15 protein-coding genes are annotated in these 15,243 nt (G+C 64.6%); 6 read left to right on the top strand and 9 right to left on the bottom strand.

All coding sequences use genetic code 11. From position 1 onward, the window contains the following. Positions 1 to 60: 60 nt before the first annotated feature. The 6 genes from HV753_RS01360 to HV753_RS01335 all read right to left on the bottom strand — a co-directional run bounded on the left by HV753_RS01360 (position 61) and on the right by HV753_RS01335 (position 6,084). Complete coding sequence (locus HV753_RS01360) at positions 61 to 1,791, bottom strand: ABC transporter substrate-binding protein (RefSeq protein ID WP_175172624.1); 1,731 nt, start codon at positions 1,789 to 1,791, stop codon at positions 61 to 63. A 104-nt stretch (positions 1,792 to 1,895) separates the two neighbouring features. Then, complete coding sequence (locus HV753_RS01355) at positions 1,896 to 2,204, bottom strand: DUF2160 domain-containing protein (RefSeq protein ID WP_175172623.1); 309 nt, start codon at positions 2,202 to 2,204, stop codon at positions 1,896 to 1,898. Positions 2,205 to 2,218: 14 nt separating this feature from the next. Next, positions 2,219 to 3,031, bottom strand: coding sequence for a carbohydrate ABC transporter permease (locus HV753_RS01350; protein WP_175172622.1), 813 nt, complete (start codon positions 3,029 to 3,031; stop codon positions 2,219 to 2,221). Next, positions 3,024 to 3,914 (bottom strand): carbohydrate ABC transporter permease, encoded by an 891-nt coding sequence (locus HV753_RS01345; RefSeq protein ID WP_169269342.1) that lies wholly within the window; start codon positions 3,912 to 3,914, stop codon positions 3,024 to 3,026. Before HV753_RS01345 ends, HV753_RS01350 begins: the two co-directional genes overlap by 8 nt. Then, entirely contained in the window at positions 3,911 to 4,999 is a 1,089-nt protein-coding gene (locus tag HV753_RS01340) for an ABC transporter ATP-binding protein (RefSeq protein ID WP_175172621.1), read from the bottom strand. Before HV753_RS01340 ends, HV753_RS01345 begins: the two co-directional genes overlap by 4 nt. After that, positions 4,999 to 6,084 carry an ABC transporter ATP-binding protein gene (locus tag HV753_RS01335; protein ID WP_175172620.1) on the bottom strand — a complete coding sequence of 362 codons (1,086 nt, stop codon included), beginning with the start codon at positions 6,082 to 6,084 and terminating at the stop codon, positions 4,999 to 5,001. The genes HV753_RS01340 and HV753_RS01335 overlap by 1 nt, the downstream gene beginning before the upstream one ends. 211 nt (positions 6,085 to 6,295) lie before the next feature. Between HV753_RS01335 and HV753_RS01330 the strand changes: the two genes are divergently transcribed. Beyond that, entirely contained in the window at positions 6,296 to 7,090 is a 795-nt protein-coding gene (locus tag HV753_RS01330) for a DeoR/GlpR family DNA-binding transcription regulator (protein WP_217481425.1), read from the top strand. Between the two features lie 91 nt (positions 7,091 to 7,181). Next, on the top strand, positions 7,182 to 8,783 hold the full coding sequence (locus HV753_RS01325) for a glycerol-3-phosphate dehydrogenase/oxidase (RefSeq protein WP_175172618.1): 1,602 nt from the start codon (positions 7,182 to 7,184) through the stop codon (positions 8,781 to 8,783). Positions 8,784 to 8,807: 24 nt separating this feature from the next. On the opposite strand, the gene HV753_RS01320 is transcribed toward HV753_RS01325, so the two are convergent. The 3 genes from HV753_RS01320 to HV753_RS01310 all read right to left on the bottom strand — a co-directional run bounded on the left by HV753_RS01320 (position 8,808) and on the right by HV753_RS01310 (position 11,244). Next, the gene (locus HV753_RS01320; protein ID WP_175172617.1) at positions 8,808 to 9,407 is read right to left on the bottom strand and encodes an HD-GYP domain-containing protein; all 600 of its coding nucleotides are present in this window, start codon (positions 9,405 to 9,407) and stop codon (positions 8,808 to 8,810) included. A gap of 95 nt (positions 9,408 to 9,502) precedes the next feature. Then, positions 9,503 to 10,183, bottom strand: coding sequence for a type 1 glutamine amidotransferase domain-containing protein (locus HV753_RS01315; RefSeq protein WP_175172616.1), 681 nt, complete (start codon positions 10,181 to 10,183; stop codon positions 9,503 to 9,505). Positions 10,184 to 10,206: 23 nt separating this feature from the next. After that, positions 10,207 to 11,244: an NADP-dependent oxidoreductase gene (locus tag HV753_RS01310; RefSeq protein WP_175172615.1), complete on the bottom strand. Its 1,038-nt coding sequence runs from the start codon at positions 11,242 to 11,244 to the stop codon at positions 10,207 to 10,209. Between the two features lie 229 nt (positions 11,245 to 11,473). Between HV753_RS01310 and HV753_RS01305 the strand changes: the two genes are divergently transcribed. Genes HV753_RS01305 through HV753_RS01290 form a run of 4 tightly spaced genes read left to right on the top strand, consistent with a single transcriptional unit; the run spans position 11,474 to position 15,241 of the window. Continuing rightward, the gene (locus HV753_RS01305) at positions 11,474 to 12,139 is read left to right on the top strand and encodes a TetR/AcrR family transcriptional regulator (RefSeq protein ID WP_246288112.1); all 666 of its coding nucleotides are present in this window, start codon (positions 11,474 to 11,476) and stop codon (positions 12,137 to 12,139) included. Between the two features lie 11 nt (positions 12,140 to 12,150). Beyond that, positions 12,151 to 13,119 (top strand): HlyD family secretion protein, encoded by a 969-nt coding sequence (locus HV753_RS01300; RefSeq protein WP_175172613.1) that lies wholly within the window; start codon positions 12,151 to 12,153, stop codon positions 13,117 to 13,119. Beyond that, on the top strand, positions 13,116 to 14,099 hold the full coding sequence (locus HV753_RS01295; RefSeq protein WP_246288111.1) for an ABC transporter ATP-binding protein: 984 nt from the start codon (positions 13,116 to 13,118) through the stop codon (positions 14,097 to 14,099). Before HV753_RS01300 ends, HV753_RS01295 begins: the two co-directional genes overlap by 4 nt. Then, entirely contained in the window at positions 14,096 to 15,241 is a 1,146-nt protein-coding gene (locus HV753_RS01290; protein ID WP_175172612.1) for an ABC transporter permease, read from the top strand. Before HV753_RS01295 ends, HV753_RS01290 begins: the two co-directional genes overlap by 4 nt. Positions 15,242 to 15,243: the final 2 nt, after the last annotated feature.

Here is a 15,243-nt window from a genome sequence, read left to right as displayed (position 1 = left end):
GCAGCAACAAAAAAAGGCGCTGCGTCTCCGCAGCGCCTTGCTTGCCACATGATTGACCGACTACCGCACCTTGCCCTCCTTCCAGGCGGCCAGCAGGTTTTCATACGGAATGGTCTCGCCCTTGGGCTTTTCGTTCGCCAGCTTCTTCCACGGCGCGTGCTGGTCGGACAGCCACTTGCTGGGGTCGCTCTTGGCGTTGAGCTTCGGCGCGCATTGCGCCATGCCTGCCCGCTCCAAGCGAGCCATCACCTGATCCATTTCATTGGCCAGGTTGTCCATCGCGGCCTGCGGGGTCTTTTCGGCCGTGACGGCGGTGGCGACGTTCTTCCACCACAGTTGCGCCAGCTTCGGATAATCCGGCACGTTGTTGCCCGTGGGGGTCCAGGCCACGCGCGCGGGGCTGCGGTAGAACTCGATCAGGCCGCCGTAGTTCGCCGCATTCTTCGTGAAGAAATCGCTATGGATGTCGCTGTCGCGGATGAAGGTCAGGCCGGTGATGGATTTCTTCAGCGACACGGATTTCGACGTGACGAACTGGGCGTACAGCCAGGCCGCGGCCATCTTGTCGGGGTTCGTGGACTTGAAGAAGGTCCATGAGCCCACGTCCTGATAGCCGTTCTGCATGCCGTCCTTCCAGTACGGGCCATAGGGCGAAGGCGCCATGCGCCACTTCGGCGTGCCGTCCTCGTTGACGACCGGCAGGCCCTTCTTGGTCATGTCGGCGGTGAAGGCCGTGTACCAGAAGATTTGCTGCGCGATCTGTCCTTGGGCCGGCACCGGGCCGGATTCCGAGAACGTCATGCCCATGGCCTGCTGCGGGGCATACTTCTTCATCCAGTCGATGTATTTCGTCAGCGCATAGACGGCTGCCGGGCTGTTGGTGGCGCCGCCCCGTGACACCGAGGCGCCCACAGGAGTGCATTTGTCGTCGGCGACGCGGATGCCCCATTCGTCCACCGGCATGCCGTTGGGCAGGCCCTTGTCGGCGGCGCCCGCCATGGACAGCCATGCGTCGGTGAAACGCCAGCCCAGCGACGGGTCTTTCTTGCCGTAGTCCATGTGGCCATAGACCTTCTTGCCATCGATTTCCTTGACGTCGTTGGAGAAGAAGTCGGCGATGTCCTCGTAGGCGGACCAGTTCGTGGGCACGCCCAGGTCGTACCCGTACTTCGCCTTGAACTTGTCTTTCAGGTCTTGGCGGGCAAACCAGTCGGCGCGGAACCAGTAGACGTTGGCGAACTGCTGGTCGGGCAACTGGTACAACTTGCCATCGGGCGCGGTGGTGAATTTGGTGCCGATGAAATCCTTGATGTCCAGGTTGGGGTTGGTCCACTCCTTGCCTGCCCCGGCCATGTAGTCCGACAACGGCAGGATGGCGCCGTAGCGGTAGTGGGTGCCGATCAGGTCGGAGTCCGAGATCCAGCCGTCGTAGATGGATTTGCCGGACTGCATCGACGTTTGCAGTTTCTCGACGACGTCGCCTTCCTGGATGAGATCGTGGTTGACCTTGATGCCGGTGATTTCACTGAAGGCCTTGGCCAGCGTCTTGGATTCGTATTCGTGCGTGGTGATGGTTTCGGACACCACGCTGATTTCAGTGACGCCTTTGGCCTTGAGCTTGGCGGCGGCATCCATGAACCATTTCATTTCCGCCATCTGCTGGTCCTTGGACAGCGTTGATGGCTGGAACTCGGAATCCACCCACTTCTTCGCTTCTGGCTCGCCGGCCCATGCCCCTGTCGTTCCGATCAGGGCGATAGCAGCCGCCATGGCGTGCATGCGCAATTTCATGACCTGTCTCCTCGAATGGCCTTCCCCATCTTGTGCTGCGGACCTCTGGCCGGGGAAGATGCGGGCCCGTAGTCCTTCTATCCTCAAGGGATCGAAACGCCCCTTCAGCCTTTCCTCATGATGAACGCCAGCAACAGCATGGACAGCACGAAGCTGATCCACACCGATGGCGGCTCATCCAGCGAAAACCACTCCACCGCCTTCTGCCCAAACCCCAGATACGCCAGGTTGAGCCAGGCCGCGGCCATCAGGCCGATGAACAGCCGGTCGCCGCGGGTGGTGCGCAGGGGCAAAAAGCCCTTGCGCTCGACCGTGGGCGACTTCAATTCCCAGACCGTCATGCCGATCAGCATCAGTACGATGCAAGAAAAGAACACGGCAACGGGGGTGGTCCACACCATCCAACTGAACATGTCGCGCCCTCCCCCTAGACCCGGCCCATCGCGAAGCCCTTCGCGATGTAGTGGCGCACGAACCAGATGACGATGCCGCCCGGCACGATGGTCAATACGCCGGCGGCCGCCAGTACGCCCCAATCCATGCCGGAGGCCGATACCGTGCGTGTCATGGTGGCCACGATGGGCTTGGCGTTGACCGACGTCAGCGTGCGCGCCAGCAGCAGCTCCACCCAACTGAACATGAAGCAGAAAAAGGCCGCCACGCCCACGCCCGATTTGATCAGCGGCAGGAAGATCGTCACGAAGAAACGGGGGAAGGAATAGCCGTCGACATACGCGGTTTCGTCGATCTCGCGGGGCACGCCGGACATGAAGCCTTCCAAGATCCAGACCGCCAGCGGCACATTGAAGACCAAGTGCGCCAGCGCCACCGCCAGATGCGTGTCCATCAGCCCGAACGAGCTGTACAGCTGGAAGAACGGCAGCAGGAACACGGCGGGCGGCGTCATGCGGTTGGTCAGCAGCCAGAAGAACACGTGCTTGTCGCCGATGAAGCGGTAACGCGAAAACGCATAGGCTGCCGGCAGCGCCACGGCCAGCGAAATCACCGTGTTGATGACGACATAGATCAGCGAGTTGATGTAGCCCGAATACCAGGCAGGATCGGTGAAGATCGTGCGGTAATGCTCGAAGGTGAAGTCGCGCGGCCAAAGCGTCAGGGTGCTGACGATCTCGGTGTTCGTCTTGAACGACATGTTCAGCATCCAGTACAGCGGCAGGATGGCGAACGCCAGGTACAGGAGCAGGAAGGCGGAACGCCACCAGGTGGAGTGGTCACGCATTGGCACGCTCCTCGTCGACGCCGCCCGCGGTGCCCGCGCGCTGCATCCAGTTGTAGAGGATGAAGCACAGCAGCAGGATGATCAGGAAGTAGATGATCGAAAATGCCGCGGCCGGACCCAGGTCGAACTGGCCCACGGCTTTCTGCGTCAGGTACTGCGACAGGAAGGTGGTGGCGTTGCCCGGCCCGCCCCCCGTCAGCACGAAGGGTTCCGTATAGATCATGAAGCTGTCCATGAACCGCAGCAGCACGGCGATCATCAGCACCCCGCGCATCTTGGGCAGCTGGATGTAGCGGAACACGGCCAGGCGCGAGGCGCCGTCGATGCGGGCGGCCTGGTAGTAGGCGTCGGGAATGGCGCGCAGGCCCGCATAGCACAGCAGCGCGACCAGCGGCGTCCAGTGCCAGACGTCCATCACCAGCACCGTCACCCAGGCGTCCACGTCGTTGCCGGTGTAGTTGTAGTCCACGCCCAGCCACGACAAGGTAGCACCCAGCAGACCGATGTCGGTGCGGCCGAACACCTGCCAGATGGTGCCGACGACGTTCCATGGGATCAGCAACGACAGCGCGATGATCACCAGCACGGCGGACGCGCGCCAGCCGCTGGCCGGCATCGACAACGCCAGCAGGATACCCAGCGGAATTTCGATGGCCAGCACCGCCAGCGAAAAACCGATCTGCCGGAACAAGGCCCCGTGCAGTTCCTCGTCCTGGAGGACGGCGGCAAACCATTCCGTGCCGACGAAGACGCGGCGGTCAGGGGAAATGATGTCCTGCACCGAATAGTTGACGATGGTCATCAGCGGCAAGATGGCCGAAAACGCCACGCACAGCACAACGGGCAAGACCAGGAACCAGGCCCGGTGATCGATGGGTTTCATGAGATCAGCACCTCGTCGCGATAGAAGCAGGTGTGCGGGTTCAACACCGACAGCCAGACCGTGCCGCCGGCCGCCACCGGCACGACGTTGCCGCCCAGCCGGGCGCGCACGGGCGTGCCTTCAAAGTCAGCCACCAGCAGCGTATAGGTGCCCACGTCCTGCACCCGATCCACGCGCATGGGTACCGCGCCCGCCGCGCCAGGTTCGGTCACGCGCAGGTATTCCGGGCGCACGCCCAGCTTGACCGGGCCGGCTCCGGCCAGTCTGGCAACCAGCGATTCCTCCACGCCGTCGACGCGGCTTTGCCCCACCATCAGCGCGCCATCGCGCCATTGCGCGGGCAGGAAGTTCATGCCGGGCGACCCGATGAAGTGGCCCACGAAGGTGTGGGCGGGCCGTTCAAACAGGTCATCCGCGCTGCCTACCTGCACGGCGCGGCCCCGCGCCATGACCATCACCTGGTCCGCGAAGGTCAGCGCTTCGGTCTGGTCATGGGTCACGTAGATCAACGTCAGCTTGAATTCGTGGTGAATCTCTTTGAGCTTGCGCCGCAGCTCCCATTTCAGCTGCGGGTCGATGACGGTCAGCGGTTCGTCGAACAGGATGGCCGACACGTCGCTGCGCACCAAGCCGCGGCCCAGTGAGATCTTCTGCTTGGCGTCAGCCGTCAGGCCGCTGGCGCGGCGGTCCAGCACCGAGGACATTTCCAGCATTTCGGCGATGCGGCCCACTCGTTCACGGATGCGGTCGGGCGCGATGCCCCGGTTGCGCAGCGGGAACGCCAGGTTCTGGGCCACCGTCATCGTGTCGTACACAACGGGAAACTGGAACACCTGCGCGATATTGCGCGCCTGCGGCGTCTTGGCGGTGACGTCCTGACCGTCAAACAGGATGCGGCCATGCGAAGGATGCAGCAGGCCCGATACGCAATTCAGCAGCGTGGTCTTACCGCAGCCCGACGGTCCCAGCAAGGCATAGGCGCCGCCATCGCGAAAGGTGAACTTCAGCGGCAGCAGCGCGTAGTCCTCGTCGGTCTTCGGGTCGGCCACGTAGGAATGGGAGAGGTCCAGCTCGATCTTCGCCATCAGGCTGCCTCCCCGGCGCCGGCAGGCTGCCGGGGCGCGGCCAGCAGCGCGCCGTTGGCGCCGAAGGCATAGGTCTGGGCCGGGTCGAAATACAGCTGTACGCGCTGGTCCAGCGTGTACCGGTGCACGCCCGGCAGTTGCGCGACCACGTCGCCCGCCGCCGTTTCGGCATGCACGAAGGTGTCCGACCCCGAGATCTCGGCCAGCTTCACCACGCCGGGCAAGCCGATATGGCCGGGGCGGGGCTCCACATCCAGCGCGCCAGCGCGCAAGCCGGCAGTCACGTCCGCGCCGGTCTCTGGCGGCAGGCTGCGGTCCACGGCCACGTCGCCTTGCAGGACGAAGCCTGTGGCGGTGCGACGCGCGCTGAACAGATTCATGGGCGGGTCGCTGAATGCACGCGCCACCCGGATGGAATTCGGCCGGTGAAAGACCTCGGCCGTGGGACCGTATTGCAGCAGTTCGCCCGCGTCGAGCACCGCGGTGTGGCCTCCAAGCAACAGTGCTTCGCCCGGTTCGGTGGTGGCGTAGACCACCGTTGACCGCCCTTCCGCGAACAATTCCGACAGTTCGTCGCGCAGTTCCTCGCGCAGCTTGTAGTCCAGGTTGACCAACGGCTCATCCAGCAGGATCAGCGGCGCGTCCTTGGCCAACGCCCGTGCCAGCGCCACGCGCTGCTGCTGCCCGCCCGACAGTTCAGAGGGATAGCGTTCAAGCAGGTGATCGATATGGAGGCGCGCAGCCATGGCGCGGACTTTTTCGCGGATGTCCCGTTCGCCGCGCAGCTTCAGCGGCGACGCGATGTTGTCGTAGACCGACATGGACGGGTAGTTGATGAACTGCTGATACACCATGGCGACATTGCGCTGGCGCACGGGCACGCCCGTGACATCCACGCCGTCGACCAGCACTCGGCCTTCAGTGGGCCGGTCCAGCCCGGCCATGATCCGCATCAAGGAGGTCTTGCCAGCCAGGGTCACCCCCAGCAGCACCGTCATCGCACCCGGAACGGGCGCAAGGCTCATGGGAGTCAGGTGCGTTTGCGAGCCGGCTCGCAAACCAATCCTGTCCAGGGTCAGCTGCATCTAGTCTCCTCAACCTACTTATACGTCCCTATTTTTTCAAACGGACTTCGGTATTCGGTACAGCGGCCAGCCTATGCGCGAACGCGCGCAACAGGATGAGCATACTCTTTCAGGTAGCTTTCGTTTTTTGTGCGTTTTACCCAAGAAGCGAACAAAAAACAATCTTGCAGTGCGGCATTATTTTTCGCTTTTGTTGTTTTATCATTCACACATGACATTGAATCCACGACAAAGCGCCTTGATCGAAATGGTGCGGGCCCAGGGCTCGGCATCCATCGAAGAGCTGGCCAAACGCTTTGACGTCACGCTGCAAACCGTGCGGCGCGACGTGAATATCCTTTCCGAAGCCGGCCTGCTGTCGCGCTTCCACGGTGGCGTGCGCATCGAAGCGTCCACCATCGAGAACATCGCCTATCGCAAGCGCCAAGGGCTGCATGCGGCCGGCAAGCAGCGCATCGCCGAAGCGGTGGCGCGCGCCGTGCCCGACGGCTGTTCGCTGATCCTGAACATCGGCACCACCACCGAGGCCATCGCCCGCGCCCTGCTGCGCCATCGCGGCCTGCGCGTCATTACGAACAATCTGCACGTGGCGGACATCCTGTCCGACAACCCCGACTGCGAAGTCATCGTGGCCGGCGGCGTGGTGCGTTCGCGCGACCGCGGCATCGTGGGCGAAGCCACGATGGATTTCATCCGCCAGTTCAAAGTGGATATCGGACTGATCGGCATTTCGGGCATTGAAGCCGACGGCACGCTGCGCGACTACGACTTCCGAGAAGTGCGCGTGGCGCGAACCATCATCGAGCAATCGCGCGAGGTCTGGCTGGCGGCCGACAGCAGCAAGTTCAAACGCCAGGCCATGGTGGAACTGGCGCATATCTCGCAGATCGACCGCTTCTTTACCGACGCGCATCCTCAAGAGCCGTTGGCGCAAGTGCTGCTGGATTCCGGCGTGCGCTGCGAGGTCGCGGCGTCCCCCACGAATACTTCGGCATCCAACGCTTGAACGGGCAGGCCGCAGCCACGCCACGCACCTGCCTGCGGCCCCCGGCACACAATAACCACGCTATTACCTGGCGGCCCCGCCGCAACGACTTATGAACCAACCGCTTGCCAACGTCACCCCTCCCGACCGCAACCGCCTGTTGTCCACGCTGGACAACACGCCGTCCTGGGACGTCATCGTCATCGGCGGTGGCGCGACAGGCTTGGGCACCGCCGTCGATGCCGCCTCGCGCGGCTACCGCACGCTGTTGATCGAAGGCGCCGACTTTGCCAAGGGCACATCCAGCAAGGCCACCAAGCTGGTACACGGCGGCGTGCGCTATCTGGCGCAAGGCAACGTCAGCCTGGTCCGCGAAGCGCTGCACGAGCGCGGCCTGCTTAACCGCAATGCCCCGCACCTGGTGTGGCCGCTGGGCTTTGTGGTGCCGGCCTACAACCTGTTGGACCAGCCCTTCTACGGCGTCGGCCTGAAGATGTACGACATGCTGGCCGGCAAGCTGAATCTGGCGCCCAGCCGCTGGCTGTCGCGCCGCAATACGCTGGCCAACGCCCCCACGCTGGCCGAGGAGGTCAATGGCCGCCGCCTGAAGGGTGGCGTGCTCTATTACGACGGCCAGTTCGACGACGCGCGCCTGGCCATGAGCCTGATGCGCACCCTGTTCGACCTGGGCGGCACGGCGGTGAACTACGTGCGCGCCACGGGCCTGACCACCGGCAATGGCAAGGTCGACGGCGTGACGGCGCAAGACGTGATCAGCGGCGCCAGTTTCTCGCTGCGCGCGCGTTGCGTGATCAACGCCACAGGCGTGTGGGTGGATGCCGTGCGCCGCATGGAAGACAAGAACGCGCCAACCATGGTCGCGCCCAGCCAGGGTGTGCACCTGACCTTGCCGCGTGAATTCCTGCCGGGCAACCGCGCCATCCTGATCCCCAAGACGGACGACGGCCGCGTGCTGTTCGTGGTGCCATGGAACGGCCACACGATCGTGGGCACGACCGACACACCGCGCGATGACCTGCCGCTGGACCCGGAAGCCGGCGCCCAGGACGTGGACTTCATCCTGAGCACCGCCGCACGCTACCTTAGCCGCAAGCCCACGCGCGACGACGTCACCAGCGTCTGGGCGGGCCTGCGTCCGCTGGTCAAGGCCACGGGCGAAGCGTCCACCAAGCAACTGTCACGCGAGCACACCATCCTGGTGTCCAACGCCGGACTGGTGACGGTGACGGGCGGCAAATGGACCACGTATCGCCGCATGGCGCAGGACGTCGTGGACACGGCGATCCAGCACCAACTGCTGACACAAGCCACCTGCCGCACCGAATCCCTGCCCCTGCATGGCGCGTCGGGACTGACGCCGTCGCAGGAACACGCCGGCACGCCGGACAGCTATTACGGCAGCGACCTTGCCACCTTGAAGGCCCTGCCCGGCGCGGATCACATGCTGGTCAATGCCAGCGGCCTATCCGAAGCCCATGTTCGCTTCGCCGCGCGTTTTGAATTGGCGCGCAGCGCCGAAGACGTGCTGGCGCGGCGCAACCGCGCGCTGTTCCTGGACAGCGAGGCCGCCATGCTGGCCGCCCCCGAAGTGGCGCGCATCCTGGCTGAGGAACTGGGCCACGACGCCGCCTGGCAGCAACGCACGCTACAGGAATTGGCGGTGGTTGCCGCCCATTACCGCCTGAAGAAGTAAGGCCGTCGACGCCCGCGCGTGCCGTTACGGCACGCGCAGCGGGCTTTTCTGGATCATGGCGTCAAACAGGCGCAGCAAGTCGGGATCACACTTGGATCCGGCCTCGCGATGCAGGATGCGCATGATCTCGGCGTGCGAACGCGCCGGGTGATAGGGCCGCGTGTCGCCCAGCGCATCGTAGGAATCCGCCAGCGAAATGATGCGCGAATGCAGCGGGATATCATGCCCCGCCAAGCCGGCCGGGTAGCCCGAACCATCAAAGTGTTCATGGTGATGGCGCACCGCGTGGGCGATCAGATCACGCTGCGGCATCGCGCTTTGCATGATGATGTCGGCGCCGACCGCGGCGTGCGACTTCATGATTTCCCAATCTTCGCTTTCCAGCCGCTTCGGCGAAAACAGCACGCGATCGGGCGTGCCGATCTTGCCCACGTCGTGCAGCCTTGCCGCAACGGCCACGGCCTCTTGTTCGGGTTTGGGCAGGCCGCAGGCCTGGGCCAGTGCGACGCTCAGCGCGACGACTCGGTCGCAATGACGGCCAGTGGCCGGGTCACGCGCCTGCATGGCAGCGAACAGCGCGGCCTCACAGGAACCATCGGGGTATTCGGGTACGTCTGGGGGCATCAGGCAATGAAGCGCGGCGTTGCAACGGAACGGCGCGCGTGTGTCAGAAAGTAGCAATTCTGACACACTGCGCAGCAATGCCGACCAAACAGATCTCAGTTCTTCAAGCGGTCCAGCAACGCTTGTGCCACGCCGACGGAGGACGCCGGGTTCTGCCCCGTCACCAACAGTCCGTCGCTCACCACATGGGGCTGCCAATCGGGCCCGCTGCTGTACACGCCGCCCAGCCGGATCAGCTCGTCTTCGACCAGGAACGGCACGACATCAGTCAATTGCACCGCGGCCTCTTCCGCATTGGAAAAGCCGGTGACTTGCCGCCCTTGCACCAGGGGCTTGCCGTCAGCGGTCTTGGCATGGCGCAGCACGCCAGGCGCATGGCACACGGCCGAAACCGGCTTGCCGGCCGCCAGCATGGTTTCGATCAAACCAACGGAATGCGTGTCTTCCGCCAGATCCCATAGCGGTCCATGGCCGCCGGGATAGAACACGGCATCGTAGTCGGCGGCCTGCACATCGGCCAGCCGACGGGTGGACGCCAACAAACGCTGCGCCTCGGCATCCTGGCGGAAGCGGTGCGTGGCCTCGGTCTGCGCGTCCGGGTCATCGCTTTTGGGATCCAGCGGCGGCTGGCCGCCCTTGGGTGAAGCCAGCGTCACCACGGCGCCCGCGTCCACGAAGGCGTAATAAGGCGCGGCGAACTCCTCCAGCCAGAAGCCCGTCTTGCGGCCGGTGTTGCCCAGTGTGTCATGGGATGTCAGCACGATCAGGATTTTCATGTTGCACTCCGTTGTGTTGCGCGCTATTGGTCCGGGCCAACGCGCACAATGCGCTTGCCGGCGTTTTCGCCCTTCAGCAGACCCATCAGGCCCCGGGGCGCGTTTTCAAGGCCATCGACCACGTCCTCGCGGTACTTGATGCGGCCTTGCTGGATCAAGCCTTCCATTGCCTCACGGAATTCGCCATAGCGATGCGCGTATTCGTTGAAGATGATGAAGCCCTGCACCTTCAGGCGCTTGGTCAGAATCGTGCGCATCAGCAACGCCAAGCGATCCGGGCCTTCAGGCAGGCTGGTGGCGTTATACGCCGAGATCAGCCCGCAGACCGGCACGCGGGCACGCGCGTTCAGCAGCGGCAGCACCGCGTCGAACACCGCGCCGCCCACGTTTTCAAAGTACACGTCGATGCCCTGCGGCACGGCGCGCGCCAGGCGGCCGGCCAGATCGGGCGACTTGTGGTCCAGGCAATCGTCAAAACCCAGTTCGTCGATCACGTAGCGGCACTTGTCCGCGCCGCCCGCGATGCCCACGACCTTGCAGCCGTGGATCTTCGCGATCTGTCCCACCACCGCGCCCACCGCGCCGCTGGCCGCGGCCACCACCACGGTTTCGCCCGCCTTGGGCTGGCCGATGTCCAGCAGGCCCATGTAACCCGTGAAACCGGGCATGCCCAGCACGCCCAGGGAATAGGAAGGATGCTGCGGGTTGGCGCCCAGGCGCAGCAGGCCCGTGCCATCGGACAAGGCGTAGTCCTGCCAGCCGGATTGCGCCAGCACCCAGTCGCCAGGCTGAAAATCAGGATGATTGGACGCCTGCACCCGTGTCACCGTGCCGCCCACCATCGGCTGGCCAACCTGAACGGGTTCGGCGTAGGACGGCGCATCGCTCATGCGGCCGCGCATGTAGGGATCCAGCGACAAATACACCGTGCGCAGCAGCACCTGGCCGGGGCCAGGTTGCGGGACTTCGCCCGTCTCCAAGCGGAAATCGCTGTCTGCGGGTTCACCGTGCGGACGCGCGGCAAGCACGACGCGGCGGTTGATCGAAGATGATTGCGGCATGAAATCCAGCCTCCTACAGGAAGCCGCCCGGGCCTTGCGGGCAATACCCGGGTGGCGAGTTGGGGAACCGGCCCATTACACCATCCTTGCCCGCCGCCCGGCCTTGCAACCCTGACACCCACCCCTCTTTTAATTAATTAAATAATTAATTAAACTCAGCGCCATGTGCCCTGTACCCCCACCTGCGCCGCGCCGCCCCGGACGCCCCGCGCGCCCCGATACGGCCGCCATGCGCGCCAAGCTGCTGGACATCGCCACCGGCCTGTTCGCCTTGCAAGGCGTGGCGGCCACCACGATCGCCCACATTGCCCAGCGCGCCGCCGTGACGCCGGCGATGGTCCATTACTACTTCAAGAGCCGGGATCAATTGATTGACGCGGTCGTTCTGGAACAGGTCTTGCCCGTGATCGGATACGTCTGGGCGCCGGTGACGCTGCCGTCGGACCCGGCCCACATCAGCGCCCCGGACCCGGCCACGACGGCGCGCGGCTATCTGGCGGAAATTGTGAACCGGATCGTGCGTAGCGCCACGGACAAACCCTGGCTGCCCGCCCTGTGGATGCACGAAGTGGTCAATGAAGGCGGGCAACTACGCGAACGCATCCTGCCGCACCTGCCCTCTGAACGTTTGCAGGTCTTTGCCGGCATGATCGGACAAGCCCAGCGCCAAGGCGCCATCACGCCGGGCGTCGAGCCCCGCCTGGTGTTCCTGTCCATTCTGGGTCTGACCCTGCTGCCGCTGGCCACCTCCAACCTGTGGCGCCGCATCTGGCAAGGCGACGCCGCAGCGCAAGCCATCGACACCGACGCGATCGCCGCCCACGCCATCGCCATGCTGACCGGCGGGCTGTTCTCGCCGTCCCCTGCTGTTTCTACCGCCCCGGCCGCCCCTTAAGGACGCTGACCATGCGCACCCGCCCTGTTCCGCTTCGTTGCCTGCCCGCCTTGCCCTTGCTTGCCTTGCTGCTGGCAGGCTGCGGCAACGATCAAACCCCTTTCTACCAAGGCTATGTGGAAGGCGACTACGTTTATGTAGCGTCGTCCGAAGCGGGCCGGCTGGATGTGCTGGCGGTGAAACGCGGGCAACAGGTAACGGCCGACGCGGCCCTCTTCACGCTTGAAGCCACGCGCGAACGCGCCGCCCGCGATCAGGCCAGCGCGCAATTGGCGGCGGCCACCGCACAGTTGGAAGACATCGCCACCGGCAAACGTCCGCCCGAAGTGGACGTCAGCCGCGCCCAGTTGGCCCAGGCCGAGGCCGCCAGCCGCCGGTCAGCCGCGCAACTGCAACGCGACAACGCGCAGTTTCGCATCGGCGGCATTGCGCGGGCGCAGTTGGATGACAGCCGCGAGCAGGCACAGTCGGACGCCGCCCGCGTGCGCGAGCTCCGCGCACAATTGGAAGTGGCCGCCCTGCCCGGCCGCGACGACCAGCGGCGTGCCCAGGCCGCCCAGGTGGAAGCGGCCCGCGCAACGCTGGCCCAGGCCGAATGGACCTTGGCGCAAAAGCAGCTTGGCGCCCCGGCCGCCGGAGCCGTCTTCGACACGATGTACCGAGTGGGGGAATGGGTGCCGGCGGGCAGCCCCGTCGTCAGCCTGCTGCCGCCCGGCAATATCAAGGTGCGCTTCTTCGTGCCGGAAACCGTGGTGGGATCGCTGAAGGTCGGGCAGCAGGCCAGCCTGCGCTGCGACGGCTGCGGCGACCCGATACCGGTGCATATCGACTACGTATCGAACCAGGCCGAATACACGCCCCCCGTCATTTACAGCCGGGAAAACCGCAGCAAGCTGGTCTATATGGTGGAAGCCCGGCCATCGCCGGACGTGGCGGCGCGCTTGCATCCCGGCCAACCCGTCGAGGCGACGCTGCAATGACCGCACAGGAATCCCCGGCCGCGGCCCCGGACACGCCAGCCGTCGACACTGACCGAGCCGTCATCGATGTGCGCGGCCTGAACAAGCACTTTGGCGACAAGCATGTCGTCAACGACGTATCGCTGCGCGTGCGCGAAGGCGAGATCTTCGGCTTCCTGGGGCCCAACGGCAGCGGCAAGACCACGTGCATCCGGCTGATGTGCGGCCTGCTGACGCCGGATTCGGGCAGCGGGACGTGCCTGGGCTACGACATCCTGCAAGAAAGCGCCCAGATCAAGCGGCACGTGGGCTACATGACGCAGAAATTCTCGTACTGGGATGACCTGACGATCCGCGAGAACCTGGATTTCGTGGCGCGGATGTACGACATGCCGGGCCGCAAGGAAACCGTGGATCGCGCGCTGGAAGACCTGGGTCTGCATAGCCGCGCCAATCAGTTGACGGGGTCGTTGTCCGGAGGGTGGAAGCAACGGCTGGCGCTGGCGGCCTGCCTGCTGCACGAGCCCCGGCTGCTGCTGCTGGACGAACCGACGGCCGGCGTGGACCCAACGGCGCGACGGGACTTCTGGGAACAATTGCATGAACTGGCTGCGCGCGGCATTTCGGTGCTGGTCAGCACGCATTACATGGACGAAGCCGAACGCTGCCACAAGCTGGCCTACATCTCTTATGGCCGGTTGCTGACCCAAGGCACGGCTGACGAAGTGATCGCCGAGCAGCGTCTGACCACCTGGGCCATTCACGGCCACAACCTGGTGCCGCTGGGCCAGCGCCTGCGCGGCGCGCCAGGCGTGGACCAGACCGTGGCCTTCGGGTCCGCGCTGCACGTCAGCGGCCAGGACGCCCCGTTGCTGGAACGTACGCTGCGCAGCGCCATCGAGGGCCAGGACCTGCGGCTGGAACGCATTGACACCAGCCTGGAAGACGTTTTCATCTTCCTGATGAACCGTTCCACCGACAACTTCGCGAGCCCCCCATGATGCGCCATCTGCAAGGCTTCTCGTGGTCGCGCTGGTGGAGCATGGTGCTGAAGGAATTCCTGCAACTGCGCCGCGACCGCATCACCTTCGGCATGATCGTGGGCCTGCCCATCATGCAGCTGGCACTGTTCGGCTACGCCATCAACACCGACCCCAAACAGCTGCCCACCGCCGTCATCACGGCGGATCACAGCCCGTTCACGCGCAGCTTCATCGCGGCGATGAAATCGTCCGACTACTTCCACATCACCGAAGAACTGGACAACGAGGAAGCCGGGCGTGCCGCGCTGGCCCAGGGCCGCGTGCTGTTCGTGGTGACGATCCCGCCGGATTTCTCGCGCCGGCTGCTGCGCGGTGAACGCCCCGCCCTGTTGATCGAAGCCGACGCCACCGACCCCATGGCCACGGGCATGGCGATTGGGGCGGCAACCCAGCTGACCCAGGCCGTGGCGCAAAAAGACCTGACCGGTCCACTGGCCGCACTGGCGGGCGGGCAACCGGCGTTCGACGTGCGCGTGCATCAGCTCTACAACGAAGAGCAGATCTCGCAATACAACACGGTGCCCGGACTGATGGGCGTGATCCTGACGATGACGCTCGTGATGATGACGGGGCTGGCCATGACGCGCGAACGCGAGCGCGGCACGATGGAGAACCTGCTGGCGATGCCGGTGCGGCCGATCGAGGTCATGACAGGCAAGATCGTGCCCTACATCGCCATCGGGCTGATTCAGGCCACGATCATCTTGCTGGCCGCGCACTACGTCTTCCATGTGCCGATCCAGGGCAGCCTGCTGTCCGTGTATCTGGCGGCGCTGCTGTTCGTGGCGGCCAACCTGACGGTAGGCATCACGCTGTCGTCAATCGCGCAAAACCAGTTGCAGGCCATGCAGCTGACGATGTTCTATTTCCTGCCCAACATGCTGCTGTCCGGCTTCATGTTTCCGTTCAAGGGCATGCCCCTGTGGGCGCAGTACCTGGGCAACCTGCTGCCGCTGACGCACTTCAACCGGCTGATCCGCGGCATTCTGCTCAAGGGCAACGGCTGGTGGGACCTGTGGCCCAGCATCTGGCCGCTGTTGCTGTTCACCTTGGTCGTCATGACCGCCGCCGTGAAGTTCTATCGCCGAACCCTGGATTGACG

The sequence above is a fragment of the Achromobacter pestifer genome (assembly GCF_902859625.1).
Taxonomy (GTDB): Bacteria; Pseudomonadota; Gammaproteobacteria; order Burkholderiales; family Burkholderiaceae_B; genus Achromobacter; species Achromobacter pestifer.
The sequence above is the reverse complement of the archived record's forward strand: the minus strand, read 5'-3'. Positions and strand labels throughout refer to the sequence as shown.